The 26,742-nt window shown below is 66.6% G+C and carries 24 protein-coding genes and 2 tRNA genes; 14 read left to right on the top strand and 12 right to left on the bottom strand.

From position 1 onward, the window contains the following. From ftsY to CSC78_RS17460, 3 genes are all read left to right on the top strand, one after another. The coding region (gene ftsY, locus CSC78_RS17470; protein WP_238391331.1) for a signal recognition particle-docking protein FtsY at window positions 1-992 on the top strand (992 nt) is incomplete at its 5' end. 96 nt (window positions 993-1,088) lie between these two features. Next, on the top strand, window positions 1,089-2,174 hold the full coding sequence (mutY, locus tag CSC78_RS17465; protein ID WP_379609451.1) for an A/G-specific adenine glycosylase: 1,086 nt from the start codon (window positions 1,089-1,091) through the stop codon (window positions 2,172-2,174). 35 nt (window positions 2,175-2,209) lie between these two features. Next, on the top strand, window positions 2,210-2,479 hold the full coding sequence (locus tag CSC78_RS17460) for an oxidative damage protection protein (protein WP_162339136.1): 270 nt from the start codon (window positions 2,210-2,212) through the stop codon (window positions 2,477-2,479). 102 nt (window positions 2,480-2,581) lie between these two features. Here CSC78_RS17460 and CSC78_RS17455 read toward each other — a convergent pair whose 3' ends face one another. Further along, entirely contained in the window at window positions 2,582-3,034 is a 453-nt protein-coding gene (locus CSC78_RS17455) for a DUF6491 family protein (protein ID WP_162339135.1), read from the bottom strand. A gap of 177 nt (window positions 3,035-3,211) precedes the next feature. Between CSC78_RS17455 and CSC78_RS17450 the strand changes: the two genes are divergently transcribed. From CSC78_RS17450 to CSC78_RS17440, 3 genes are all read left to right on the top strand, one after another. Then, window positions 3,212-3,287 (top strand) — tRNA-Phe (locus CSC78_RS17450). Between the two features lie 68 nt (window positions 3,288-3,355). Then, complete coding sequence (locus CSC78_RS17445) at window positions 3,356-4,066, top strand: rRNA pseudouridine synthase (RefSeq protein ID WP_162339134.1); 711 nt, start codon at window positions 3,356-3,358, stop codon at window positions 4,064-4,066. A gap of 120 nt (window positions 4,067-4,186) precedes the next feature. Continuing rightward, window positions 4,187-4,471 (top strand): hypothetical protein, encoded by a 285-nt coding sequence (locus CSC78_RS17440; protein ID WP_162339133.1) that lies wholly within the window; start codon window positions 4,187-4,189, stop codon window positions 4,469-4,471. Here CSC78_RS17440 and CSC78_RS17435 read toward each other — a convergent pair. Continuing rightward, a complete protein-coding gene (locus CSC78_RS17435; RefSeq protein WP_162339132.1) occupies window positions 4,468-4,716 on the bottom strand; it encodes a hypothetical protein in 249 nt (82 codons plus the stop codon). The genes CSC78_RS17440 and CSC78_RS17435 overlap by 4 nt on opposite strands. 338 nt (window positions 4,717-5,054) lie before the next feature. Here CSC78_RS17435 and CSC78_RS17430 point away from each other — a divergent pair, with 338 nt between their 5' ends. From CSC78_RS17430 to CSC78_RS17420, 3 genes are all read left to right on the top strand, one after another. Continuing rightward, window positions 5,055-5,444, top strand: coding sequence for a hypothetical protein (locus tag CSC78_RS17430; RefSeq protein ID WP_238391330.1), 390 nt, complete (start codon window positions 5,055-5,057; stop codon window positions 5,442-5,444). Window positions 5,445-5,604: 160 nt separating this feature from the next. Further along, window positions 5,605-5,931 (top strand): putative quinol monooxygenase, encoded by a 327-nt coding sequence (locus tag CSC78_RS17425; RefSeq protein WP_162339130.1) that lies wholly within the window; start codon window positions 5,605-5,607, stop codon window positions 5,929-5,931. A 136-nt stretch (window positions 5,932-6,067) separates the two neighbouring features. Further along, complete coding sequence (locus CSC78_RS17420; RefSeq protein ID WP_162339129.1) at window positions 6,068-6,379, top strand: hypothetical protein; 312 nt, start codon at window positions 6,068-6,070, stop codon at window positions 6,377-6,379. A 7-nt stretch (window positions 6,380-6,386) separates the two neighbouring features. Here the strand turns inward: CSC78_RS17420 and CSC78_RS17415 are convergent, their stop codons facing one another. The 4 genes from CSC78_RS17415 to CSC78_RS17400 form a co-directional block, all read right to left on the bottom strand. Beyond that, on the bottom strand, window positions 6,387-7,427 hold the full coding sequence (locus tag CSC78_RS17415; RefSeq protein ID WP_202924215.1) for an alpha/beta hydrolase: 1,041 nt from the start codon (window positions 7,425-7,427) through the stop codon (window positions 6,387-6,389). Between the two features lie 151 nt (window positions 7,428-7,578). After that, the gene (locus tag CSC78_RS17410) at window positions 7,579-9,033 is read right to left on the bottom strand and encodes an MFS transporter (RefSeq protein WP_162339127.1); all 1,455 of its coding nucleotides are present in this window, start codon (window positions 9,031-9,033) and stop codon (window positions 7,579-7,581) included. 124 nt (window positions 9,034-9,157) lie between these two features. Beyond that, on the bottom strand, window positions 9,158-11,701 hold the full coding sequence (locus CSC78_RS17405; RefSeq protein ID WP_238391329.1) for a glycoside hydrolase family 3 protein: 2,544 nt from the start codon (window positions 11,699-11,701) through the stop codon (window positions 9,158-9,160). A 130-nt stretch (window positions 11,702-11,831) separates the two neighbouring features. Further along, window positions 11,832-14,591, bottom strand: coding sequence for a TonB-dependent receptor (locus CSC78_RS17400; protein ID WP_162339125.1), 2,760 nt, complete (start codon window positions 14,589-14,591; stop codon window positions 11,832-11,834). A gap of 221 nt (window positions 14,592-14,812) precedes the next feature. Between CSC78_RS17400 and CSC78_RS17395 the strand changes: the two genes are divergently transcribed. The 5 genes from CSC78_RS17395 to dxs all read left to right on the top strand — a co-directional run bounded on the left by CSC78_RS17395 (window position 14,813) and on the right by dxs (window position 21,741). After that, complete coding sequence (locus CSC78_RS17395; RefSeq protein ID WP_162339124.1) at window positions 14,813-16,264, top strand: glycoside hydrolase family 30 protein; 1,452 nt, start codon at window positions 14,813-14,815, stop codon at window positions 16,262-16,264. A gap of 83 nt (window positions 16,265-16,347) precedes the next feature. After that, on the top strand, window positions 16,348-16,821 hold the full coding sequence (locus CSC78_RS17390) for an NDR1/HIN1-like protein (protein WP_162339142.1): 474 nt from the start codon (window positions 16,348-16,350) through the stop codon (window positions 16,819-16,821). Between the two features lie 38 nt (window positions 16,822-16,859). Beyond that, entirely contained in the window at window positions 16,860-18,653 is a 1,794-nt protein-coding gene (locus CSC78_RS17385; RefSeq protein WP_162339123.1) for an acyl-CoA dehydrogenase C-terminal domain-containing protein, read from the top strand. 94 nt (window positions 18,654-18,747) lie between these two features. Next, window positions 18,748-19,401 (top strand): HNH endonuclease, encoded by a 654-nt coding sequence (locus CSC78_RS17380; RefSeq protein WP_162339122.1) that lies wholly within the window; start codon window positions 18,748-18,750, stop codon window positions 19,399-19,401. 432 nt (window positions 19,402-19,833) lie between these two features. Then, window positions 19,834-21,741: a 1-deoxy-D-xylulose-5-phosphate synthase gene (gene dxs, locus CSC78_RS17375; RefSeq protein WP_162339121.1), complete on the top strand. Its 1,908-nt coding sequence runs from the start codon at window positions 19,834-19,836 to the stop codon at window positions 21,739-21,741. A gap of 21 nt (window positions 21,742-21,762) precedes the next feature. Here dxs and CSC78_RS17370 read toward each other — a convergent pair whose 3' ends face one another. The 6 genes from CSC78_RS17370 to pheT all read right to left on the bottom strand — a co-directional run bounded on the left by CSC78_RS17370 (window position 21,763) and on the right by pheT (window position 26,704). After that, entirely contained in the window at window positions 21,763-22,794 is a 1,032-nt protein-coding gene (locus CSC78_RS17370) for a TraB/GumN family protein (protein ID WP_162339120.1), read from the bottom strand. An 87-nt stretch (window positions 22,795-22,881) separates the two neighbouring features. Next, on the bottom strand, window positions 22,882-23,352 hold the full coding sequence (locus tag CSC78_RS17365) for a cupin domain-containing protein (RefSeq protein WP_162339119.1): 471 nt from the start codon (window positions 23,350-23,352) through the stop codon (window positions 22,882-22,884). Window positions 23,353-23,454: 102 nt separating this feature from the next. Beyond that, window positions 23,455-23,531: transfer RNA gene (locus CSC78_RS17360), tRNA-Pro, on the bottom strand. Between the two features lie 86 nt (window positions 23,532-23,617). After that, window positions 23,618-23,974 carry a MerR family transcriptional regulator gene (locus CSC78_RS17355; RefSeq protein WP_055936060.1) on the bottom strand — a complete coding sequence of 119 codons (357 nt, stop codon included), beginning with the start codon at window positions 23,972-23,974 and terminating at the stop codon, window positions 23,618-23,620. Then, window positions 23,955-24,254 carry an integration host factor subunit alpha gene (locus CSC78_RS17350; protein WP_055936063.1) on the bottom strand — a complete coding sequence of 100 codons (300 nt, stop codon included), beginning with the start codon at window positions 24,252-24,254 and terminating at the stop codon, window positions 23,955-23,957. Before CSC78_RS17350 ends, CSC78_RS17355 begins: the two co-directional genes overlap by 20 nt. 56 nt (window positions 24,255-24,310) lie before the next feature. After that, complete coding sequence (pheT, locus tag CSC78_RS17345; RefSeq protein WP_162339118.1) at window positions 24,311-26,704, bottom strand: phenylalanine--tRNA ligase subunit beta; 2,394 nt, start codon at window positions 26,702-26,704, stop codon at window positions 24,311-24,313. Between the last annotated feature and the right edge of the window lie 38 nt (window positions 26,705-26,742).

Genomic DNA, 26,742 nt, shown 5'->3' with positions numbered 1-26,742 from the left:
CACCCCCGCCCTCTCCCCCGCAGGCGGAAGAGAGGGAGCTCGAGAGCAACGCGGCGCCCGCTGCCGCTGCCGGCAAGTCGGGCTGGCGCGACCGCCTGCGCCGCACCAGCGCCGCGCTGGGCCTGGCCGGCCTGTTCACGCGCAACCCGCGCCTGGACGACGACCTGCTGGACGAGATCGAGACCGCACTGCTGACCGCCGACGTCGGCGTGCCCGCCACCACCGCGATCATCGAGGACCTGCGCAAGCGCATGAAGGAGCGCGAGTTCGCCGATGCGCAGGCGCTGCTGAAGGCGCTGCGCGCGGACCTGATCGCGCTGATCACGCCGGTCGCGAAGCCGCTGGTCATCGATGCCGGCCGCAAGCCCTTCGTCGTGCTGACCGTCGGCGTCAACGGCGTCGGCAAGACCACCACCATCGGCAAGCTGGCGCGCCGCTTCAAGCAGGACGGCCACAGCCTGATGCTGGCGGCCGGCGACACCTTCCGCGCCGCCGCCGTCGCGCAGCTGCAGACCTGGGGCGAGCGCAACGGTGTGCCCGTGGTCGCGCAGGGCCAGGATGCGGATGCGGCCTCGGTCGCGTTCGACGCCCTGCAGTCGGCCAAGTCGCGCGGCTTCGACGTGCTGATCGCCGATACCGCCGGCCGCCTGCACACGCAGACCGGCCTGATGAACGAGCTCGGCAAGATCCGCCGTGTGCTCGGCAAGATCGACGCGGATGCACCGCACGAGGTGCTGATGGTCATCGACGGCGCCACCGGCCAGAACGCGCTCTCGCAGCTGCGCCAGTTCCATGCCGCGGTCGGCGTCACCGGCCTGGTGGTCACCAAGCTGGACGGTACGGCGAAGGGCGGCGTGGTGTTCGCGCTGGCGCGCGAGTTCGGCATTCCGATCCGTTACGCGGGCATCGGCGAGCGCGTGGAAGACCTGCGCGTGTTCGATGCGGAATCCTTCGTCGACGCGCTGCTGCCGGAAGCGCTGGGTGGCGGCTGACATCAGTTCCACCGCCGTTGTGGGAGCGACGCCAGTCGCGATGACGCCATCGCGGTGGTCGATCGCGACTGACGTCGCTCCCACAGGACGTTGCACGTGAGCGCCGACTCCTTCGCGCATCGCCTGCTCAGCTGGTTCGACGGGCACGGGCGCCACGACCTGCCGTGGCAGCATCCGCGCACACCGTACCGCGTGTGGCTGTCGGAAATCATGCTGCAGCAGACGCAGGTATCCACGGCGACGCCGTATTTCCTGCGCTTCATCGAACGCTTCCCCACCCTGCCCGACCTTGCAGCTGCCACCACCGACCACGTGATGGCGCATTGGGCAGGGTTGGGCTACTACGCCCGCGCCCGCAACCTGCACGCCGCTGCGAAAGTCTGCGTTGCCGAGCACGGCGGTGAACTTCCTCGCGATTTCGATGCGCTGCACGCGCTGCCCGGCATCGGGCGCAGCACCGCCGGCGCGATCCTGTCGCAGGCGTGGAACGACCGGCTCCCGATCCTCGACGGCAACGTCAAGCGCGTGCTGACGCGCTTCCACGGCATCGCCGGCTGGCCGGGTCTGCCGGCGGTGGAGAAACAGCTGTGGGCGCTGGCGGAACAGCACCTGCGCGACGTGCCCGACGGACGGCTTGCCGACTACACGCAGGCGCAGATGGATTTCGGCGCCACGCTGTGCACGCGCGCGAAGCCGGCGTGCGTGGTGTGCCCCCTACAGGACGACTGCGCCGCGCGCCGCGATGGCCTCGTTGCCGCCCTGCCCACCTCCAAGCCATCGAAGATCCTGCCCGAACGCGAGGCCGTGGCCCTGTGGCTTGAGAACGCTGATGGCGAGATCCTGCTGCAGCGCCGTCCGGAGACCGGCATCTGGGCCTCGCTGTGGACGCTGCCGCAGGCCGACACCGATTCAGACATGCGCGACTGGTTCGCGCGCGAGATGAAGGGCACGTACGACAACGCCGAAGAACTGCCCGTGGTCGTGCACACCTTCAGCCACTACCGCCTGCACCTGCAGCCGCTGCGCCTGCGCAAGGTCGCCCTGCGCGACGCGGTGCGAGACAATGACGACCCCGTATCCGGTACGGGGCAGGCCCTGCGCTGGGTGGCGCGTGGCGACCTCGCCACGCTGGGCCTGCCCGCGCCGATCCGCAAACTGCTTTCTGCCGTCATCCCCGCGTAAGCGGGGATCCAGTGACTCACCACAGGACGTCTTCGATGTCGCGCACCGTCTACTGCCAACACGAACAACGCGATACGGAAGGGTTGGACTTCGTCCCCTACCCTGGCGAGCTGGGCAAGCGCATCTACGCGAACGTCGGCAAGCCCGCGTGGGCGGCTTGGCTGGCGCACCAGACCATGCTGATCAACGAGAACCGCCTGTCGCCCCGCGACCCCAAGCACCGCGCCTTCCTGGAAACGGAACTGGAGAAGTTCCTGTTCGGCGGCGGCGCGGACAAGCCGGCCGGCTACGTGCCCACGCCGTAAGCCGCACCACCTCGACCCGCTTCCGTAGAACCGAGCTTGCCCGGGTCCGCACGCTCACCCACAACATGAACCATCGCCACGGGCAGCGGAGCAAGCTCCGCTCTACGGGGTCGATTTCCGCTCTTCGAGTGCCGCCTCGCGCATTTCCTTCTCGCTGGCGCGCAGGGCCTTCACGTCCAACGGACGGATGGTTTCGATGCGACAGGGAATCTTGATGCTGGACGTGCCCGCGCCCAGCGGCACGACATCGTCGAAGCGGGCGGACACGCGGTTGCCGAACTGGGTGACGCTGATGGACATCGCGTAGTCGAGGTCCTGGCAGGGGCCGGTCAGTTCCAGCAGGTAGCCTTCGCTGGGCCTGGTCCAGACGGCCAGCGCGCCGTCGCCGAGCGGCGTCCAGCCGTTGAGGCGGCCGAAGTACTGGAAGTCCTTGACCGGTTCGCCGGCATGGTCGCGGTAGAAGGCCAGTTTCTCGGCGTCGGTCTGCTTGCCGTCGGTGGCGCAGCCGGACAGTGCGGCTGCCGCCAGCAGGGCAAAGGGAAGTAGGGGTTTCATGCGCGGCCTCCTCGGGCGTGCGGGGCTCTCTCCGGGTGCCGATGATGCGCCCGTGGTGGGCCGCGGGTACCGGCAGCCGGCGCCCGCATTCAGCCGACGGTACGGCTTGCCATACCCGACCGCGATCCGTATCATTCGTCGCCTTCGCACCGGCTCGGCCGTCCTGCGGAACATTCTGGCCTGGTAGCTCAGTTGGTAGAGCAGCGGATTGAAAATCCGCGTGTCGGTGGTTCGAATCCGCCCCGGGCCACCACCTTTCCCGAGAAGGCCTGCAGCGATGCAGGCCTTTTTCGCGTCCGCTGAAAATCCCGGTGCCCCCCCATGCCAGAGCCCATCCGCCTCGCCAGGCGCGTCGTCGAACTGCTCGGCTGTTCGCGCTCGGAAGCCGAGCAGTACATCGAAGGCGGCTGGGTGACCGTCGATGGCGAGATCGTGGAAACGCCACAGCATCCGGTCACCGACGAACGCGTGGACATCGATCCCGCCGCCGAACTCCGCATCGCCGAGCCCGCGACGCTGCTGCTGCACAAACCGGCAGGCGTGGCCTGGCAGGACGCAGCGGCCCTGGCCACGCCGGCAACGCGTCTGCCGGACGACGACAGCGGCGTGCGCGCACTCAAGCGCCACCTGCAACGCCTGACCCCGCTGGTGCCGCTGGACACTGAGGCCAGCGGCCTGATGGTGCTCAGCCAGGATGGCCGGGTGTGGCGCAAGCTGACCGAGGACTACGCGCAGATCGAACAGGAGTTCGTGGTGGAGATCCGCGGCAACGTCCACCCCTACACGCTCGGCCGCATCGGCCATGCCTCCAGTTACCAGGGCCGTGGATTGGCGCCCTGCAAGGTGAGCTGGCAGAACGAAGTGCGCCTGCGTTTTGCGATCAAGGACGTGCAGCCTGGCGAGCTCCGGCATCGCTGCCGCGAGGGCGGCCTCGACGTGGTGTCCATCAGGCGCCTGCGGATAGGTCGCATCTCGCTCTCGAAGCTGCCCCTGGGGCAATGGCGCTACCTGCCCGCAGGCGAACGCTTCTAGGGGCACTGCCCGCAAGGCCGCAGCAGGACATCTGCCGCACCAGCCGCCCTGGCCCGTCGCTTCACGCAGCTCTCCGCCTTGCCTGACTACGCTGGTCGCACGCTCTTCCGAGGATCCTCCATGCGACCGCTCATCCTGCTTTCCTTCCTGATGCTGTCCGCGTGCGGCGGCGGTGGCCTTGCACGCGGAGGCGATGCGCCGACGTGCGCCAGCGTCGCGTCCAAACAGAAGGCCGTCGACAGGATCGACAAGGATTACGAAGAGCTCCGCCAACGCATCGTGGATTCGCCCACCGAGAAGAACCAGCAGAAGCTCGCGGACATGGCGACGGAGTCCGCGGCCGCCAAGGCCGCACTCGACACCGCCAAGGCCGAACAGGCCGCGGGGCGTTGCCCGGAAGACTAGGAGCGCGGCGCCGCGGTGCCGCCGCGTGCAGGCACCGGCGGCACATCATCGGTCGTGCGCGACATCGCCATGTCCTGCTGACAGCGTGCGCAGTCGCTTGTCTGGCCTGGCGGCAGCTCGCTTGGTTCGCAGCGTGGCGTGCTGCGCGTGACGTCCTGTCCATTCCAGTGCAGCCAGGCGACGAGCACGAGGACGGCAACACCGCACACCCTGGCAATGAAAAGGGAATTTGAATCGAGGCGCATGTCGTTGACTCGCGGAGCGTACGGGGTGCGTGCACTGGCAGGCACGCAATGTGCACAGCGGAGGCGTCGATACGGGATATCGCGGGGCGCGGAGCGTTCAGGACAATGACAATCGGACGAGGTGGCATGCCGATGCCCTCGCTCACGGTCGCCCGACGCATGGATCGCGGTACCGGGCGTGGGAGCACAGCCCGTCCCGCCCTGTCCCGCGCGGAGGCGAACGCCGCCTCTGCGCTTTGCCGGATCGGGCGATTCGCGCCGGTAAGGCCCGGCGTAACGGACAAGCCGGCATGCGCTGCCTATCCTGCGGGCCCCGCCCGTCCTCCCGCGCCGCCATGATGCCTGCCACGTCCCCCTACGCCATCGGCCAGCGCTGGCGCTGCCGCGGCCGCCATGCCACCGAGACCCCGGTGCTGACGATCAATCGCATCGACGCACATCCGTTGGGCGGCGAGATCCTGCATGTCAGCGTGACCCACGCGCGCATCCGTCACCCGAGCCTTCGCGAGGGCTTCCTCACCACCTTCGCCCACCTGCCCGTCATCGGCCAGGTGCTGGAGCGCAGCGGCGCCGAACTCGTCGGCGCGGCTACGCCCGACCCGGCCTACCTGGATGGATACCACCAGTGGAAGCAGGCATTCGACGCCGGCCAGGCCGGCTCCTACGGCATTCCGCTGGCCGAGATCCTCGACCTGATCGAGACGATGCTGGCCAGGCGCAACGACTGACGGCCCGCGCGCCGATGCTGGCGGCGCGGCTTCACTTGATCGAGGCCTGCGCGTTCTTGTTGACGTGATAGCGGGCCGGCAGCACGCCATATGTGACTTCTGACCCACGCACACTGACACGGGTCAGGCGATAGTCGCGAGCATGTATAGGTTCGCCACCATGTATATGTACGAAGATGCACGCCCCCCCACGAATGGCTATGGCTATGGCTTGGCGACCTTCATCAGAGTGAAGACAGGTTCGCGTGGCGCCTTCACCGAAGTCATGGATGAAGTCGCGAGTGCCGCATGCCTGAGTCCCGGCTGCATCGATTATTTGGTCAGCGGCGTGCAAGATGATCCGGACGGTGTGTTTGTTACCGAGTTCTGGCGCAGCCAAGAAGATCAGCGGGGAGCGCTACAGTCTCCCGCCATCATGGCTCTGATCGACCGCTGCAATCCGCTGATAGACCGCTTCGACCAGACGCCGTTGATACCGCTGGGCTGATTCGTACCAACTGGCTGTCGAGCGGACGCAGCCTCTGTCGACCCGTACGCGCTACGGGCGCGTGCTAGTACACGTTGATGTCGCCTTCACGTACGGCGCCCCAAGGTCGCTCCGCCGCCCCCGTTGGAACATCCACGTGAACATCGCCATTAAGCCCGTTTCCCACATCCTTCCCGACCGCTTCGCCTGGCACCGTACCGACGCAGGCCATGATCTGTGCGTGGACGGCACGACGATTGCCGAAGTGCGGCCGCTGCGCGACGGCATCGTGCTGCGGATCCTCGTCGACATGGGGGACATCGCGCCATTCGAGATGGCAGTCCGCTGCGAGGAACGCGCGATCGGATGGGCTACGCAATGGGCGCGACAGCGGGCCAACCTGCTGTACCGGCATGCCGACCGCCAGCGCGCACTGCAGGCCGACGCCGAGCTCGCCCTGGCTGGCTGATGCGGTATCAGTGACGCGGGTCTGCGCCGCGTCCGAGGCCTTGCAGGAAGGCCACGCTGCGGTCCATCGCGTGTTGCCCTGCCTCGTTGTCCAGGTTGAACTGGTACTCGTGCGGCAGCGCGTCCACGTAATCGTCGGGGAAGAAGAGCGCGTCCACCTTTACGCCCTGCGCTTCCAGTGATGCCGCCAGTGCACGCGAATGCGGCTCCAAAGGATCGGCGTTGCCGGCACTGATGAAGGAAGGCGGGAATGACGGCGTGACGTGGCGCAGCACGGAGAAGGTATCGACGCGCGGATCGGCCATGAAGTCCTTCTCGCCGAAATAGGACCACAGCACGGTACGCATGAAGCCGGCGAACGCGCTGTCCCAGTCCACCAGCGCCGCGTCGTAAGGACCGCAGAACAGCAACGTGCCCACGAGTTGCGTGGGCTTCAGTGCGGGCACGATGCCCATGTGCCGTGCATGGACCGGTGAGGTGGTGAGGTTGGCGACCTCGGCCGCGATCTGCGCGCCCGCCGAATCGCCCGCCAGCACGATGCGCGTCGCATCGATATCCAGTTCGTCCGCATGCGCCTGCAGGTAGGCAAGCGCCGCATTGAGCTGACGCGCCGGCGTCGGCCACGTCGCGCCGGGTGAGATGCGGTAGTCCACGTTGACCACCACGAAGCCGCGCGCGGCGAGCACATGCAGGTAGTTGGCGACATCGTCGCGGCGACCGGACACGAAGCCGCCGCCATGCACCCACACCACCGTGGTCGGCCGCTGCGCGCCGCGCTGCCCCTCCGGCGGGTAATACACGTCCAGCAGCGCCTCCGGATCGCGCGGATCGTAGGCCAGCCCCCGCCGTTCGGAGACGCTGGCAGGCAGGTGCTTCTGCAGGGCGGCGGAGGTCTCGGCGGCACCCCGGTCGAACGTCCAGCGGATCAGCAGGACGGACGGCCATGGACTCAGCCGGAATGCCGCCCAGGTCGCGATCGCGAGCGTTAACAGCACCAGCAGCAATCCGACCACCCAGCGCTTGCCCCTTCCACCACGCCTCTCCGTCACCATCGCCGCCCCCGGTGCATGAACCCAGGCTGCGATGGTGCGCCTTCGCTGGCATGGCGCAAAGAGCTCCGGCAAAAGAAAAGCCACCGGGCGGAGAGTGGCCCGGTGGCTTGGGGGATGCGCGCCGGCCTCTCTCCGGCGCGCACCGCACTCAGTGGCCGCTGCCGGCGGCGAGCTTGTCCAGATCGATGCCCTGGTTGCGCAGCGTGCGCGTCGCGGCGATGGCGTAGAACGCCAGATAGGCGAAGCAGGCCACGCCGACGATGAAACTGAAGTGCACGCCGACCTTGTCGGCCAGCAGGCCCTGCGCCAGGCTGACGAAGCCGCCACCCATGATCATCATGATCAGCAGGCTGCTGCCCTGGTTGGTCTTGTCGCCCAGGCCGGTGATCGCCAGCGCGAAGATGCACGGCCACATGGTGCTGCAGAAGAGGCCCACGCTGATGAAGGCCACCACGCTGGTCCAGCCGGTGGTGAACATGCCGATCAGCAGCGCAGCGATGCCGCAGGCAGCGAAATACAGCAGCATGCGCGCCGGGTTGCCCTTGCTGGCCAGCGTGGCCAGGATCATCAGCACGATAACGGCGGCGTAGCCGAAGAACTGCGACACCTCATGTTTCATGATCGCGTTGACAGCCAGGAACACACCGAACGCCACGTACGGCAGCAACAGCGTCAGCCAGCGCTTGGCACCGGAGCCGACGTTGAATGCGCCCGCCGCGCCGCCCCAGCGCCCGATCATCAGGCTGGCCCAGTACAGCGACACGAACGGCGCGATCTGCGAGGTATCCAGGCCAAGGCCTTCCGGGGACTCGAGATAGGCCGGCAGATTGCTGATGGTGGACACCTCCACGCCGACGTAGACGAAGATGGCGATCATGCCCAGCACCAGCTGCGGATAGCCGAGCGCCGACTTCTTGTGGATCAGCTTGCTGCTGTCCTGCGCTTCGTTCTCCGACAGCTTCTCCAGGTCGATGTGGTTGGGCACCGAGGAGAACTTCAGGAAGATCGCCACCAGGATGAACGCCACGCCCAGCACCAGGTAGGGCGTCTTGACGCTTTCGATACTCGCTTCGGTGCCGCCCGAAAGCACGCTGCCGAAGATCGCCACGCTGACCAGCAACGGCCCGATGGTGGTGCCGAAGTTGTTGATGCCGCCAGCCAGCGTCAACCGTTGCGCACCGGTCTTGGGATCACCGATGACGATGGCCAGGGGATTGGCCGCGATCTGCTGCAGCGAGAAGCCCAGGCCGACGATGAAGAGGCCTGACAGCATCAGGTTGAACGACCCGGCGTTGGCCGCCGGATAGAACAGCAGCGTACCCAGCGCGGAGATCACCAGGCCCAGGCAGATGCCGTTCTTGTAGCCGATCTTGTTGAGCAGATCGAGGCCGATGATCTTGGAGACCGCCACGTAGATCAACGAGCCGACGGTATACGCGACGTAGAACGCGACGGCGACGTACTGGCTCTGCGCCTGCGTCAGGTTGAAGGCTTTCTTGAACACCGGGATCAGGATGTCGTTGCTGGCGGCAACGAAACCCCAGAAGAAGAAGACGGTGATCAGCACGCCGAACTGCGACCATCGGGTGGGTTGGGTGGTCATGGATTGGTATGCCTGCTGGTATGGGATCCGGACGGAACGGCCAGCCTACGGAGCCGCCGCGCGATTGCAACTTGCACTGCGTCAGCGCCCCGCAGGGAAACTGCGGGGCGCCGGGTGGACCACCTTATTGCGCGCACTTCACCGCATCCGGTGCGTCGGCCGCACCGGCCACCACCTGGATGTTGGTGAAGGCCGCAGCGAACGGCGCGTCGGCGGTGATGCTGAAAGGCGTATCCACGCCGCTCAGGTCGGCCCCCAGCTTGCCGAAGCACGCCAGCGGCACCTTCACCGTCTGCTTCTTGCCGACGGCGGCGCCGGAGAAGCTGGCGGTCAGGTCAAGGCTGGCGCCACAGTTCGCACCACAGCCGACGGTGAACTGCACCGGCTTGGTCGGCGCCTGTCTGACGATCACGTCGAACTGCACGGCACCGCGTGCGGTCGCCATCGAGGTGAGGTTGTTCTTCGACGGATTGCGGGCGAAGAAGCGTGCCGGCGCCAGCCAGGTCACTTCCTTGGCATCCTGCTGCGTGTTGACCTGCACGGTGGCGACCTGCAATGCGGGCTTGGCCTGCGGCCAGCGCTGGGTGGCGTTCATGTCCGAACCCACCGCCTTCTCTTCGCTGCCTGCGCCCATCTGCAGACTGAAGGGTGCGACGTCGGACTGGTTGAATACGCCCATCGCCGTGGCGTCGCCACAGCTCGCCGCACTGTCTTCCGGCAGTTTGCCGACCTTGCTGCTGTCGCCGTAACGCAGGCCGGTGTCCAGCGCGAATTGCGGCGTGCTGTCGGCTTTCGGGCAGGCAACGGCCGGCCATGGGAACGTCAGCTTGCCGCGGAAGTCATTCGCCGGCTTGCCATCGGCGCCGGCCACCAGCACGTCGGTGACGCCCTTGCCCTCCGTGCCCGGCAGCCATGCGGCCACGAAGCTGTTGGACAGGTTGATCAGATCGTTGGCGTACAGCGCGCGGCCGGACAGGAACACGGTGACCACCGGCTTGCCGGTGGCGGCCGCGGCCTTGAGCGTCGCCAGGTCTTCCGGATGGCGACGGCTGTGCGCCATCGTGTCGGACGGCACGATGTCGCCGTTCGTTTCCGCATACGGCGTTTCGCCGATGGCAGCGACGATGACGTCGTAGCTGGCCGGATCCACCCCCTCGGCGTTGTCGCGCAACAGCACATTCGCCTCGCCCAGTTGCTCGCGCAGGCCGGCGGCGATGCTGTCGGCATTCGGGAAGTCCGCGTTGGTGTTGTCGGTGCCCTGCCAGGTCAGCGACCAGCCGCCGGTCTGGTTGGAGATGCTGTCGGCGCTCTTGCCCACCAGCAGCACGCGCTGGCCCTTCTTCAGCGGCAATGCACCGCCGTCGTTCTTCAGCAGCACCAGCGATTCGCGTGCAGCACGACGCGCGAGATCGCGATGCACCAGCGATTCCGGCTTGCCGGCGAACTGGCTGGCCGACGGCTTGTGCTCCCACAGGCGGGCGCGCAGCTTGACGCGCAGGATGCGGGTGACGGCATCGTCGATGCGCGCCTGCGGGATTTCGCCCGACTTCACCTGCGCGATCGTGTTGCCGATGAAGGTCTTCCACTTGTCGGGGACCATCACCATGTCGATGCCGGCATTGATGGCCTGCGGACAACTGTCATCGCTGCAGCCAGTGACCTGGCCGATGCCGTTCCAGTCGGAGACGACGAAGCCGTCGAAGCCCATCTTCTCCTTCAGCGCGACCGTCAGCAGGTCGCGTGTGCCATGCATCTTGCCGTAGTCCTTGCCGGCGGCCACGTCGTTCCAGCTGTTGAAGGACGCCATGACCGTCTGCACGCCGGCCTCGATGGCGCCGTAGTAGCCCTGGCCGTGGACGTTGATCATCGTCGACTGCGTGACCGTGGCATTGCCCTGGTCCTTGCCGCCGTCGGTGGCACCATCGCCGATGAAGTGCTTGGCGGTGGCGACGACGTTGCCGTCCTTGTCGAGCAGGCCCTGCATGCCCTTGACGTAGGCGGCTGCGTACTCGCGGATCAGCGTCGGCTGCGAGGAATAGCTTTCGTAAGTGCGGCCCCAGCGTGCGTCCTGTGCAACGGCGACGGTGGGCGCGAACGTCCAGGTGACGCCGGTGGCGCGCGTGGACTGGCCGGTGGCTTCGGCGATGCGCTCAATCAGTTCGACGTCGTGCGCGGCCCCCAGGCCGATGTTGTGCGGGAAGATAGTCGCGCCGTAGACGTTGCTGTGGCCGTGTACGGCGTCGGTGCCCCAGATCACCGGCACCGGGATCTTCGCGTCAGTGGACATGGACGCGTCGTAGTAGGCATCCGCGAGCTTGACCCAGTCTTCGACCTTGGCGTGCTTGTTCATCGCCGGCCAGGAGCCGCCACCGTTGAGCACGGAGCCGATGTAGTACTTGCGCACGTCGGCCGGCGTGATGGCCTTGATCTCCGGCTGTACCATCTGCCCGATCTTCTGTTCCAGCGTCATGCTGGCGAGGATCTCCGCCACGCGTGCCTCGATGGCTGGATCCTTGGCGAAGCTGCTTTTCAGCGCAGGCCAGTCCTTCAGTTCAGCGGCATCGTTCGCCGTTGCACTGGCGGGTTTCTGTTCTGGATCCTTCTGCGCCGTACACGACAGGCACGCCAGAAGACTGGCCCCCAGCAGGGTCACTCGGATCGGATTCACTCGTTTCTCCCGGAATGGCGGCGCGTACAGCATCCCCGACAGGATCCGCGCCTGGACGAAAAGTCCGACGGGACGCGGGGCCAGGCCCCGCATCCCGTCAGGTACTGCGGTTATCGATGACGTGCGGCGATCACAGCTTGTAGCGGAAGCCGAGCAGGTACTGGCGGCCGTACTCGGTGTACTCCTCGGGGAAGAACAGGTCCGGATGCGTGCCGGAGCTGACTTCCGTGCGGAAAGGCTCGTTGTTGACGTTGTTCACCTGGAGCAGGAGCGACAGGCCCGACAGACGGCTGGATTCCGGGAAGTCGTAGCCCAGCTGCAGGTCGACGGTGCGCTCGCTGAGCGTGTATCGGTACACGCGCTGGCCGAACAGGCTGCTGTATTCGCCGCGGTACTTGTCGCGATAGCGCTGGCTGACTCGCGCCGAGAACCCATGCTTCTCGTAGTAGACCGTGGCATTGGCGACGATCTTGGACAGGCCGGGGAACGTGTCGGTGCTGGAACCCTGGTCGGGACCATCCGGATCGATCGACGACTCGGTGTAGGAGGCGTTCACCAGCAGGCCGAAGCCATCCAGCGCCGGATTGATCAGGTCGCCACCGAGTGCGGTGCTGACTTCGACGCCACGCATGTAACCGCCGGTGCCGTTGGCCGGTGTGGAGAATTCGCCCAAGTTCGACGGCGGCGCGGCGCCGGTGTAATCGTAACCGGAGAAATCCCAAGGAATGTTCCGGGTATAAACGTACGAATCGAGGTTCTTGTAGAAGCCGGCTAGTGCCACGTAGCTGGCGACACCGAAGTACTTCTCGATCGAGAGGTCGATCGCATTGGCGCGATACGGTTCCAGCGACGGATTGCCGCCGCTGCCGGACCACACGCGGGGACCAGTACTGCCATCCGACAGGCCGACGCTGGCGTAGGCGCCCATGTCGTTGATGCGCGGACGCATCAGTTCCTTGGCCATGCCGTACCGCACGTTCCAGCCGTTTCCGAAGTCCAGCACAAGATTCAGGCTGGGCAGGATGTCGCCGTACGATGCCCCTGCCGAACCGATGTGCATGCCGGTCGGGTCGAAATAGACGCCCTGGGATGTCTGCTCGGTGCGGATGTATTGGACGCCGGCGTTGCCGCGCAGGCGCACGGCATCCGTGATGTCCATGTCCAGGTTGGCCTTGAAATAGAAAGTCTTGATCTGCTCTTCGGTGATCGCGTCCTTCTGCAGGTCGTTGTTGTCCTCGTTCAGGGCGACATCGTAGTAACGGGACAGCAGCGCGCGGGGATTGAATGTCAGCACCCGGCCCATTCCTGCGAAGCCGAGATCGGTCGGCGCCAGCAGCAGAGACGGATCGACCAGGGTGGGTTCGCGATCATTCCGCAGGAGGCCGAAGTACACGTCAGCGCTCTTGCTCTTGGTCCGCTTGCTGTAGTTGAAGCCCGCATCCCAACTGCGAAGGAAATCGGACGACTCGACCGCACGGTTGACCGAGAGCCGGAAGGCCTTCAGTTCGTCCTTCTGCCGCGAGTCCTCGAGGCGTGCTTCACGCCCGTAACTTTGCGGATCGCTCAGGTATACGGCGTTTGGATCGGACATGTCGGGCAACGCATAGTGGGCATAACCCGGCGACAACGGGATGCGGAAATCCGTCGTCACTCCGCCCAGCATGCCCGCGTAGGCCTCCAGCTTGGACTCTTCGATTTCGGCGCGCGAGTAACTCGCATCGGCTCCCAGGGTCCATGCTCCCAACTTGAATTCGTTGTTCCAGCCGAAGGAATCGAGCTTCGATTCGCGCCGGTTGTCGTCGTTGCGCACCAGGGGCTGGATACCGCTCAAGGTACCGCTGGTGACGACCGGCGTGCCGTGGTAGTCCGTCGTGCCGACGTTGGAGTAGTCCGCCGCCCCACCGTTCCACCACGGATCGTTGGTCCACATCACGCCCCGCATCCACTCACCCTGGTCGAACTTGGAGTGATAGGCATCCAGCACGCTGTGCCAGGTGTCGCTGGGCTTGAATTCCAGCACCGCCATCACGCCGTCGCGCGTCATGTCGCGCGACTTGACCCAGCCCTCGGCTCCCTGCAAAGCGATCGCATCGGCCGGCTTGCCGTCCTGCGGCGTGCCCCACATGTCGGTGTTGGCCCACCACCAGGACTTGTAATGCTTTTCCTGGAAAGGGGAATTCATGCGTGCCACGCCGATGGCGAGGCCGACCGTGTCATTGGCGAACTGATCGATGTAGGACGCGGAAACGCGATAGCCCTTGTCGTCGCCACCGGCCGTCAGGTCGCCCAGCGAGTTGGACTCCCCCTGGCCACTGAACACGATCCTGCGTTCGCTGAAATCCAGCGGCCGCACGGTCTGCATGTTGACGGTACCGGACAGGCCCTGTCCGACCAGTGAGGCATCCGGTGTCTTGTACACGGTTACGCCGCTGACCAGTTCGGCTGGGTACTGGTCGAACTCGACACCGCGGTTGTCGCCGGTCGTGACCTGTTCGCGACCATTGAGCAGCGTGCCGGCGAACTGCTCGGACATGCCGCGGATATGGATCACCTGCGCGCGTCCGTCGACGCGCTGCATGGTCAGGCCCGGCAGACGCGAGATCGAGTCGGCGATGCTGATGTCCGGCAGTTTTCCGATGTCCTCGGCGGAGATCGCCTCGACGATGGAGGTGGATTCGTTTTTCGTCTCCACTGCCGAGGCAATGGCAGCCCGGATGCCGGTGACCTTGACGGCGTCGAGCGTTTCCACGGAAGGATCGGCCGAGGACGCAGCCTGCTGGGCGCTTGCGGCCATCGGAAGCGCCAGCGCCATGCAGCACGCGACAGCCAGATGCTGCTTGCGAGGCGCGCGACGCGACGATGCGCTGGAAATGTGATTCGAGTACTTCATGTGGTCCCTCTCCGACCCGTGTTGACAGCGCTGTCATATCGAAGCTCCAATGCACTGTCAACAAATTCCTAACGCGTGCGACATGTTGTCGCACTCAGCATTGAATTCGCTTGCCGTTCGGCGACCGGACAACGAAGTTTCGCTGCGTTGCAGCACCCGCTTTGCGTGGATTCCACCAGGAATTCGCGTCATATCCAGACCCTTTCCTATGAGGAATCCCGATGCGCCGATGCGCCCCGTTACGACTCCGCTTCCGCCACCTGTTCGTCCCGCTGCTGCTGGCACTCACGCCTCTGGCGCATGCTCAGGACGTCGCCGTATGGATCACGACGGCCGACCACAAGACCACCCTCGCCGCGTCAACCCCTGCGCGATTCGAGTCCGGTGCGGTCCTGGCGACCCCGCGCATCGAGGTCGATGACGGCGAGCGCTTCCAGGAAATCGTCGGCTTCGGCGCGTCACTCACCGACTCGTCGGCATGGCTGATCCAGCACACGCTGGATCCTCGGCAACGCGAGGCATTGCTGAACGAGCTGTTCGGCCGCGACGGCAATGGCCTGGGCCTGAGTTTCTCCCGCCTGACCATCGGCGCATCGGATTTTTCCCGCTATCACTACAGCCTCGCCGACACGCCCGATGGCAAGCCTGATCCGGAACTGGAGCACTTCAGCATCGACAAGAACCGCGGCGACGTGATCCCGGTGGCACGCGCGATGCTGGCGATCAATCCGCAGCTGAAGATCATGGCCTCGCCATGGAGCGCACCCGGCTGGATGAAGGACAGCAACAGCCTGATCCAGGGCACGCTGCTGCCGCAGTACTACGACGCGTTCTCGCGCTACCTGCTGAAGTACGTGGATGCGTATGCGGCGGAGGGCATCCCGATCTTCGCGCTGACCGTGCAGAACGAACCGGATTACGAGCCCAAGGACTATCCCGGCATGCGGCTCAACGCGCCGGCGCGTGCGCGGCTGATCGGCGACCATCTGGGTCCGATGATCGCCGCGCGCGGCAACGGTCCGCTGATCTTCGACTGGGACCACAACTGGGACAAACCGCAGGAACCGCTGGGCGTGCTGGGCGACGCGAAGGCGAACCCGCATGTTGCCGCCGTCGCCTGGCACTGCTATGGCGGTGACGTCGCCGCGCAGTCGCCCGTGCACGACGCGTTCCCCGACAAGGACGCCTACATGACCGAGTGCTCCGGCGGTGACTGGGAGCCGGTGCGCAGCGGCGGCCTGCCGTTGCAGATGAAGAACATCATCATCCGCAGCGCTCGCCACTGGGCACGCGGCGCGCTGTTCTGGAACCTGGCACTGGACGAGAAGAACGGCCCCTACGCCGGCGGCTGCGATACCTGCCGCGGCGTGGTGACCATCGACTCGCGCACGGGCGACATCACGCGCACCGACGAGTACTACGCGCTGGCGCATGCCAGCCGGTTCGTGCGACCGGGCGCGCACCGGATCGCGTCCAGCGAGTCCGGGGACGACCTGGACAACGTCGCGTTCCTCAACGCCGATGACGGTTCGCTGGTACTCCTCGTCGCGAACTCGGCGAAGCAGACCCGTCGCTTCAGCGTCGGACAAGGCGACCGGTCGTTCGACTACACGCTGCCCGCGCGCAGCGTCGCCACCTTCGTGTGGAAGCCTGCCGCAGCGCAACACGACTGATCCGTCCATGACCGGCCGGACTGTCATTCCGGCCGCCATACGCCGTAGTATCCTGCCGCATTCCCTCATGGAGCCGCGGCATGATGCGACGTACTTCCCTGTTGGCACTTCTGGCGGCAACCGCCCTGCTGGGCGGCTGCGGCGATGGCGTGGTCCGCCGCGTCTCCGACCCGGCCGTCAGCGTCCAGCAACTGACAGTGAAGGCCGACGGCCAATGGGCGGTGGACCTGCGACTGCAGAACTACAGCAGCATCCCGATGCGCTTCGACACCGTCGAGGTCGACGTGCAGGTCGGCGACCAGGACGCCGGCAAGCTTCGCGCCACGCCCGGCCTGTCGGTGGGTCCCGAATCCGCGGATGTCGTCACCGTGACCTTCGCACCCAGCAGCGCCGGCCGCATCGGGGTGGCGGACGCACTCGCCGGCCGTCGCACCCTTCCCTACACCTTGAAGGGCACTGCCGCGGCGACGCCGGACGAAGCCAAGCAGCGCAGCTTCGACATCGATACCCGCAGCACCCTCAATCCCGTCCCCGGCCTGGACGGCGTGCTGCGCTGAGCGCGGCCTTTCCCACATCCGCGATTCCGAGAACCCGCATGCCCGCGTCCTATAAAGCTCCCCTGACCGATCTCCGCTTCGCCCTGTATGACGTGCTGGGCGTCGAACCGCTGTTCCAGCGCCTCGGCTACACCGACGCCACCCGCGACATCCTCGATGCCGTGCTGGACGAGGCGGCGCGCTTCACCGAAACCGTGCTCGCCCCCCTGAACAGCGTGGGCGACGAGATCGGCAGCCAGCTCGACAAGGCCACCGGCGAGGTCACCACACCGCCGGGCTTCAAGGCGGCGTACGCGCAGTTCGTGGAAGGCGGCTGGACCGGGCTGACGGCCTCGCCCGAGTTGGGCGGCCAGGGCCTGCCGCACACGATGGGCGTGCCGCTCAATGAGCTGGTCAACGCCAGCAACCTGGCCTGGGGCAACTTCCCGCTGCTGTCGCACGGCGCAGTGGAAGCGCTCAAGCACCACGGCGAGGCGTGGCAGCAGGAGATCTTCCTCAAGCCGCTCGTCGAAGGCCGTTGGACCGGCACGATGTGCCTGACCGAACCACACTGCGGTACCGACCTCGGTCTGCTGAAGACCAAGGCCGAACCGAACGCCGATGGCAGCTACGCCATCACCGGCACCAAGATCTTCATCACGGCGGGCGAGCACGACCTGACCGACAACATCGTGCATCTGGTACTGGCCAAGCTGCCGGACGCGCCGCCGGGCGCGAAGGGCATCTCGCTGTTCGTCACGCCGAAATTCAAGGTGGCGCGCGACGGCACGGTTGGCGAGCGCAACGCGCTGTCGTGCGGCTCGATCGAACACAAGATGGGCATCAAGGCGTCCGTTACCTGCGTGATGAATTTCGACGGCGCGCAAGGCTATCTGGTCGGCCAGCCGCACAAGGGCCTGCAGGCGATGTTCACCATGATGAACACGGCGCGCCTCGGCGTCGGATTGCAGGGTATCGGCCTGAGCGAACGCGCGTACCAGAACGCACTGCGCTACGCGCGCGAGCGTTTGCAAACACGCTCGCTCAGCGGCGCGAAGTTTCCCGACAAGCCGGCCGATCCCATCCTCGTCCACCCGGACGTAAGGCGCATGCTGCTGACGGTGAAGTCGCTGGTGGAAGGCAGCCGCCTGCTCGCCCTGCATGCCGGCACGCTGATCGACATCGCCAACCACGCGGAAAATCCGACGGAACGCGAACGCGCCGACACGCTGGTGAGTTTCCTCACGCCGATCTCGAAGGCCTGCCAGACCGAATGGGGCATCGAGAACACCTACCACGCGCTGCAGTGCTTCGGTGGCCACGGCTACATCCACGAACACGGCATGGAACAGCTGGCGCGCGATGCCCGTATCACCACGCTGTACGAAGGCACCACCGGCATCCAGGCACTCGACCTGATGGGTCGCAAAACCGCAGCAACGCAGGCTGCCGGCCTGAAGCTGTTCCTCGCCGACGTGCACGCCTTCGTCCAGCAGCACAAGGACGATGCGTCGCTGACCGAGTTCATCGATCCGCTGCAGCAGAAGGCCGCCGAATGGGCGGGACTGACGAAGAACATCCTGCAGCGCGCGGCGGCGAATCCAGAGGAAATCGGCGCGGCAAGCACGGACTACCTGTTCTATTCGGGCTACGTGGTGCTGGCCTACTGGTGGGCGCGCAGTGTCGCGGCCGCAGCCGCGTCCCCGCATGGCGATGCCTTCAAGCAGGCCAAGCGCGAGACCGCGCGCTTCTACTTCGCCCGCATCCTGCCCCGCACGCTGTCCCATGCCGCCGCCATCGAGTCCGGCGCGGACACGCTGATGGCGATGGACGACGCGCGTTTCGGCGATTGACCCGGTATCGGAGGAGCGCGGGTATCGCGCTCCTCCGGACAAAAGCCGCGCCGGATACACATTTCGTCAACATTTGGGTATAACCTGCTTCTCCATGGAAGCAGACAGCGCTCAGCTTCACCTGGTCCAGACCGGTTCCCTTTCCTCGCCGGTCCCGTCGCCGTCGTCCCCCCGCCCCCACCCCGCCGCCCTGCGACTGTTGTCGCTCGATGCGCATGGGCGCGTGCTCGACTGGATCAACTGGCAGGACGCGACCTGCCTGTACGCGCGCGGCGCGGTCGCCTGGACGCTGGGCGACCCCTGCCTGCACGTGCATGGCGGCGTCTCCCGCCTGACCGGCGAGCAGAGCCTGATCGAGCTGCATCCCATCGTGGCCTCGCGCGGCCACGCGCGTGCGCATGCCCTCTCGCCCACCCCGACGCTCACCAACACCGCCCTGTTCGCCCGCGACGCCCACCTGTGCCTGTACTGCGGGCACGAATACTCCCGCCCACACCTGACCCGCGACCACGTGCTGCCGCTGTCCAAGGGCGGCAAGGACATCTGGGAAAACGTGGTGACCGCGTGCTTCCACTGCAACTCGCGCAAGAGCAACCGCACCCCGCAGCAGGCCCACATGCCGCTGCTTGCCGTGCCGTACCGGCCGAGCTGGATCGAGCACCTGATCCTGTCCAACCGCAACATCCTGGCCGACCAGATGGCGTTCCTGAAGGCCCAACTGCCGAAGAAGTCGAAGCTCTCGGCGTGATTCATTGCCAGGACGCCCCGCCCGCGCTTGCGCGCGGGCGTTCGCTGACGCGCGATCTGCCACTGGCAGATCGCAAGCGCGCCCGCTCACCCTGGCCGACCAGATGGCGTTCCTGAAGGCCCAACTGCCGAAGAAGTCGAAGCTCTCGGCGTGATTCATTGCCAGGATGCCCCGCCCGCACTTGCGCGCGTGCGTTCGCTGACGCGCGATCTGCCACTGGCAGATCGCAAGCGCGCCCGCTCACCCTGGCCGACCAGATGGCCTTCCTGAAGGCCCAGTTGCCCAGGAAGTCCAAGCTGTCTGCCTGAGCGTCACGACGCCGCGAGAACCTTCCTGAACCACCCGGGCCGGGTCCACGCCGGCTTCACGTGTTTGCTTGCCCCACTTCACATCCGGGGGGGACAATACCGGCTCAGAACCAGCCTGCTGCCGATGATCGCCCCCGACCGCTATCCCCGTCTTTCCCGCATCCACGTCCCGGCCGACCTGCGCCAGTTCGACGAGTCCGAACTGCCCGCCATCGCCGAGGAACTGCGGGGCTACCTGATCGAGTCGGTCGGCAGGAGCGGCGGACATTTCGGCGCGGGCCTGGGCGTGATCGAACTGACGGTGGCGCTGCACTACCTGTTCGACACCCCGCGCGACCGCCTGGTGTGGGACGTCGGCCACCAGACCTACCCGCACAAGATCCTGACCGGTCGCCGCGACACCATCCACACGGTGAAGCAGAAGGACGGCGTGGCGCCGTTCCCGAAGCGCGAGGAAAGCGAGTACGACACCTTCGGCGTCGGCCACTCGTCCACCTCGATCTCCGCGGCGCTCGGCATGGCCATCGCACTGCAGCAGCAGGGCGACGACCGCAAGGTGGTCGCCGTCATCGGCGATGGCGCGATGACGGCCGGCATGGCGTTCGAAGCGCTCAACCATGCCGGCGGCATGGAGCCGGAGCCGAACCTGCTGGTGATCCTCAACGACAACCAGATGTCGATCTCCGAGAACGTCGGCGGCCTCACCAAGATGCTGGGCCGGCTGAGCAGCAGCCGCACGCTCAACGCCTTGCGCGAGGGCGGCAAGAAACTGCTGGGCGACAAGAAGAAGCCACCGGCGCGCTTCATGCGACGCTGGGAAGAACACTGGAAGGGCATGTTCGTTCCCTCCACGCTGTTCGAACAGATGGGCTTCCACTACACCGGTCCGATCGACGGCCACGATGTCGAGGCGCTGGTTGGCGCGCTGAAGACGCTGAAGACCCTGAAGGGCCCGCAGTTGCTCCACATCCTGACCACCAAGGGCAAGGGCTACGAGTTGGCCGAGGGCGACCAGATCGGCTACCACGCCGTCGGTCCGTTCGATCCGGAGAAGGGCCTGGTCAGCAAGGGCGGCGCCAAGAAGCCGACCTACACCGACATCTTCAGCGACTGGCTGTGCGACATGGCCGCCGCCGAACCGAAACTGCTGGGCATCACGCCAGCGATGCGCGAGGGCTCCGGCCTGGTGCGTTTCAGCAAGGAATATCCGGAGCGCTACTTCGATGTGGCCATCGCCGAGCAGCATGCGGTGACGCTGGCGGCGGGCATGGCCTGCGAAGGCAGCAAACCGGTGGTGGCGATCTATTCGACCTTCCTGCAGCGCGGCTACGACCAGCTAGTGCACGACGTCGCCATCCAGAAACTCGATGTGCTGTTCGCCATCGACCGCGGCGGCGTGGTCGGCCCGGATGGCGCCACGCACGCTGGCAACCTGGACCTGAGCTATCTGCGCTGCGTGCCGCACATGGTGGTGATGGCACCGGCCGATGAAAACGAATGCCGGCAGATGCTGAGCACCGGCTACCACTTCGATGGCCCGGCCGCGGTGCGTTACCCGCGCGGCACCGGCCCCGGCGTGGCGCTGCAGACGACGCTGGATACCCTGCCCATCGGCAAGGCGGACCTGCGCGTGCGCGGCAACCGCGTCGCGCTGCTCGCGTTCGGCTCCACCGTCGCGGCCGCCGAACAGGTGGGGCGCGAGCTGGGCCTGAGCGTGGTGAACATGCGCTTCGTGAAGCCGCTGGACCGCGAACTGCTGCTCGACCTGGCGAAGACGCATCAAGGCTTCGTCACCATCGAGGACAACGTGGTGATGGGCGGTGCGGGTTCCGGCGTGGCCGAACTGCTCAATGCCGAGGGCATATCGCTACCCGTGCTGCACCTTGGCCTGCCGGACGAATTCCAGCATCACGCCAGCCGCGAAGACCTGCTGGCCGAAGCGGGCATCGATGCGGCCGGCATCCGTGCCAGCGTGCTGAAGCGCTGGCCTGCACTGGGCGCTACGCAGCCGCCGCTGACCGCGGCGGGCTGAGTCGGCAAGTGCGGCGCCGGATCACTCCGGCGCTTCGATCTCGTATCCCTTGGCCTGCAACGCGGCCAGGTAGCCATCCGGCTTGACCAGCTGCCAGACCGGCAGCGTGGCGAAGGTGATCCGGTTCTTCTGCAACGCACCTTCGACGACCTCCATCCAGCGCGCCTGCATGCGCGACTCGATATCGGAGATGCCGCGCTTGCGTGCCGTCTCGGTGTTGAACCAGGCCGTGGCGCAAGCCTGCTGCCAATCCTGGCGGGCGCCGGATCGCAGCGCCGGCCAGTCGCCGACCGCCCACGCGTTAGCGCGCGCCGCGACCTGCGGCAGGTCGCGCTCAATGACATCGAGCGTCTTGCTGAAGCAGACGAGGTCTTCGGGCTTGAGGCTTTCCTTGCGGAAATCCGCCAGCGCCGCGCGCGGATCCTCCAGCTTGATCTTCAGCAGCGTCGGCGTGCGCTTCATCTTGCGCTGCTTCAGTACCGCGTCGATGACGGGATCGATGACCCCCCCTTCGCGCAGGCCGGAATCAGAGAGCGCTTCGGTATAAAGCTGGTAGGCGGCGATCAGGGGACGCTTCTTCTCGATCCCTCCGTCGCGCCGCGCGTACTGCTGCTTCAGCACGCTCCAGCGGGCATAGAGATCCGCCGGCAGTACCTCCTGCAGCTTCTGTCCGTCCGGGTTCTTCGATGCCTTCAGTGCCGATGGAAGCAGGGTCAGCCCGCGAAAGAAGCCGACATCGGCATCGACCGTGATCCCCGGGGATGCGAGGACCTCATCGGCAAGCTGCAGCACCTGATCGACCTCGTCCGACCGCCACGTGATGTTCTTCGGCAGCGGCGACTGGGTACCCAGGATGTAAAGCAGATGATCGCCCCGCCGCACCTTCCACAAGCCCGGACCCGGCTGTACGCCGGCGACGACGACCGCATCCATGTCGATCACGCCGTCTTTTGCCGCAAGCGCCGATGCGTTCTCCGGCGCCTCCTGCGCATCCGCAGGCGCTGACCAGGCCAGCAACGACAGCCACAGCATTCCGTAGAACGGCAAACGCATTCCGGCGACTCCAGACGGAAGAGCCGCGAGTGTGCCCGTGCAAGGCGGCCGTGGTACGCACTGCGGCACAGCCGATGGGGGATCCGTTCAGGCGACCTTGCCGCCCGCTTCGCGCAAGGTGCGCGCGACGTCGCTGCCGCTCTGCATCAGCTCGAATCCCTGCCAGCTGAAGCCCGGGGACACCGAGCAGTCCACCAGGGTGAACTCGCCCAATGAGCGCGCGCTCTGCCAGACGCCCGCCGGCACGACCTGGTTCGACTGTCCGCCACGCGCGGACGTGTCCAGTTGCACGCGGGTCAGCGTGCGCTGGTCGGGATCGAACATCGACAGTTCCATGGCACTGCCGTCATGCCAGTCCCAGACCTCGGTCGCGTCGACGCGATGCCAGCGGGTCACCACGCCTTCCGGCAGCAGGAACTTGATCGCCGTCAGTGCGGGACGCTCGATGCCGTTGACCTCGGTGCGCTTGGCCGACTCGTAGACGCGCCGGAAGTAGCCGCCTTCCGGGTGCGGCGTCAGTTGCAGGTCGCGGATCAACGCGTCGGTCATCGAAGTCATGGACGATCCTGCAGCCGGTGGTGGTGAACCGTCCTCGCCCGCGGCGAACGACGGGCACAAAAAAGCCCACGCATCGGCGCAGGCTTGATGTCGAACCGCGATTGGTCGGGACGGCCGGATTTGAACCGACGACCCTCTGCCCCCCAGGCAGATGCGCTACCAGGCTGCGCTACGCCCCGAATCTCGCGGATCGGCCCGCCTTGCGACGGGCCGCGCATTATAGCCGGAATTCCTCGGCGACTCCCAGCGGGAGCGCCGTCGAGCCTCACCGGCGGAGCAACTGCAGGATTTCTTCCAGCTCCATCCGCACCTGGCGCACGATCTGCGCGCTCATGGCGGACTCCTGCTTGGCGCCCTCGCCTTCCAGACGCAGGCGCGCACCGCCGATGGTGTAGCCCTGTTCGTACAGCAGGCCGCGGATCTGGCGCACCATCAGCACGTCGTGGCGCTGGTAGTAGCGACGGTTGCCGCGACGCTTGGCCGGTTCCAGGCTGGGGAACTCGGTCTCCCAGTACCGCAGCACGTGCGGCTTGACGTCGCACAGCTCGCTCACCTCACCGATGGTGAAGTAGCGCTTGGCCGGAATCGGCGGAAGCTCGCGGTTACTGCCCGGATCCAGCATACGTTTCCACCCGCTCCTTGAGTTTCTGGCCTGGCCTGAAGGTCACCACCGTCCGTGCCGAGATCGGGATCTCCTCGCCGGTCTTCGGATTGCGGCCCGGGCGCTGGTTCTTGCGGCGCAGGTCGAAGTTGCCGAACCCCGACAGCTTCACCTGCCGGCCCTGCTCCAGGGCCTCGCGCAGCACGTCGAAGTACGCATCGACGAATTCCTTCGCCTCGCGCTTGTTCAGGCCGACCTCGTCGAACAGACGCTCAGCCATCTCCGCCTTCGTCAATGCCATGGATTACTGCGTCCCCATTGCGGCCGTCGCCGGCCTCGCCACTGCCTTCATATCATTCATCCGCGGATCTTCGCGCCGTGCGCTTCGTCGATCGCGGCCACGACAGTCGCCACTACCTGCGCCACGTCGCCTTCGGTGAGAGTGCGTGAGTTGTCCTGCAAAATCAAGCCCATAGCGAGACTCTTTTGACCCGATTCGACCCCCTGCCCGACGTAGCGGTCGAAGAGCTGGACGTCGCGCAGCAGCGGGCCGGCGGCGCGCCTGACCGTCGCCGCGAGCTGGGCCCACGACACGTCCTCGGCCACGACGAACGCGAGGTCCCGACGGACGGACGGATACCGCGACAGCTCCGCCGCACGCGGCAGCGCGCGGACGGTCAGCGGCGCCAGGTCCAGTTCGAACGCGACCACGTCGGCGTCCAGGTCCAGCTGGCGCTGCAGGCGAGGATGCAGCTGGCCGATCCAGCCGATGCGGGCGCCGTCACGGTAGATATCAGCGGAACGGCCCGGATGGCCGTGCGCCGCCTGCGAAGGACGGAACTCGAGCGTCGCACCCGCCAGGGCAGCCACACTCTCCAGGTCGCCCTTGAGGTCGTGGAAGTCGGCCTTGCGCGCGGGCACACCCCATTGCTCGGCCGCGGCATCGCCAGTGATCGCGGCGGCGATGCGCAGCGATTCGACCGGCGCATCGCCAGGCTGCGCCGGTGCCTGGAACACGTTGCCGATCTCGAACAGGCGCACGCGCCCGGCCTGGCGCGCCGCATTGCGCTGCAACGCCGCCACCACGCCGGGCAGCAGGCGGGTGCGCATGATCGCCAGTTCGGCGCTGAGCGGATTCGCCAGCGGTACGGCCCCTTCGTCAGCCCCCCACTGCGCCAGCCAGTGCGCGTCGACGAAGGCGAAGTTCACCGTCTCGAAGTAATCGCGTGCCGCCAGTTGCCGGCGCACCACGCCGTCCTCGACCCGCGTTTCGCTCGGTGCCGCGACACGGGTGGCTCCACCCGGCAGCGTGGTCTGCACGCGGTCGTAGCCGTGGATGCGCGCAAGTTCCTCGATCAGGTCTTCCTCGATGGCGATGTCGAAGCGCCGGCTCGGCGCGACCACGCTCCAGCCCTCGGCAACCGCGGCCGCCTGCAGGCCGAGCGCGCGCAGGATGCGTTCGACTTCCGCATCCGGGATATCGACGCCCAGCACGCGGGCGATGCGCGCGCGCCGCAGCAGGATGGCGCTCGGCTTGGGCAGATGCTCCGCATGCTCGACCACCGTCGTCGGGCCGGGCGTGCCTCCCGCGATCTCGAGGATCAGGCGGGTGGCGTATTCCACCGCGATGCGCGGCAGTTCCGGATCGACGCCACGCTCGAAGCGATGGCCAGCGTCCGTATGCAGGCCGAGCTTGCGGCTGCGACCGATGATGGCCGACGGAATCCAGTGCGCGGCTTCCAGGAACACGTTGCGGGTCGTGTCGGTAACCTTGGTGTCGAGCCCCCCCATGATCCCGCCCAGCGCAACGGCACGCGCAGCGCGGCCGCCGCAACCATCGGTGACCACCAGGAACTCGTCATCGAGCGTCACGGTGCGGCCATCCAGCAACGCCACCGTCTCGTCCTTGCGCGCGGGGCGCACGACAATGCCGCCCTCCAGCGTGTCCTTGTCGAAGGCATGCATGGGCTGCCCCAGCTCCAGCATCACGTACTGGGTGACGTCGACCAGGAAGCTGATCGGACGCACGCCACTGCGGCGCAGGCGCTCGGTCATCCATACCGGTGACGGCGCAGTGGCGTCGACGCCTTCGATCACGCGACCGGCGAAGCGGGGTACGCGCTCGCCCGCCTCCAGCTCGATGCTCAGTACGGACGGGCTCTGCGCCGGCACGGGCGTGGTGTCGAAAGGCTTGACTTCGCTGCCCAGCGAGGCGGCGACGTCGTAGGCGATGCCGCGCACGCTGAAGCAGTCGGCGCGGTTCGGCGTCAGCTTGATCTCGATGCTGGCGTCCGGCAGACCCAGATAGTCGCCGATCGCCGTACCGACCGGCGCATTCGCCGGCAGTTCCAGCAGCCCGGAGGCATCGGCATCGATGCCGAGCTCCTTGGCCGAGCACAGCATGCCGTTGGATTCCACGCCGCGCAGCTTCGCCGCCTTGATGGCGATGCCCCCGACGTTCGCGCCGACCATCGCCAGCGGCGCCAGCAGGCCCGGACGCGCGTTCGGCGCGCCGCAGACGATCTGCAGCAGGGTGCCCTGTCCGGCATCCACCTGACAGACCTGCAGGCGATCGGCCTCGGGATGCTTGGCGCACTCGACGATACGCGCCACCACCACGTTCGCCAGGCCATCGCCCAGCGCCGTGACGTCTTCGACCTCCAGGCCGATGGCGGTCAACGTCGCGGACAACTCATCGCGGGAAGCCTGGGTGGGGACGTGGCTGCGCAGCCAGTTTTCGGAGAATTTCATCGTCTCGTTACCGTAGGGCGGGCCCGGCCCGCCATTGC

Source organism: Pseudoxanthomonas japonensis, from assembly GCF_010093445.1.
Lineage (GTDB): Bacteria > Pseudomonadota > Gammaproteobacteria > Xanthomonadales > Xanthomonadaceae > Pseudoxanthomonas_A > Pseudoxanthomonas_A japonensis.
This window is presented reverse-complemented; position numbering and strand designations above follow the sequence as displayed.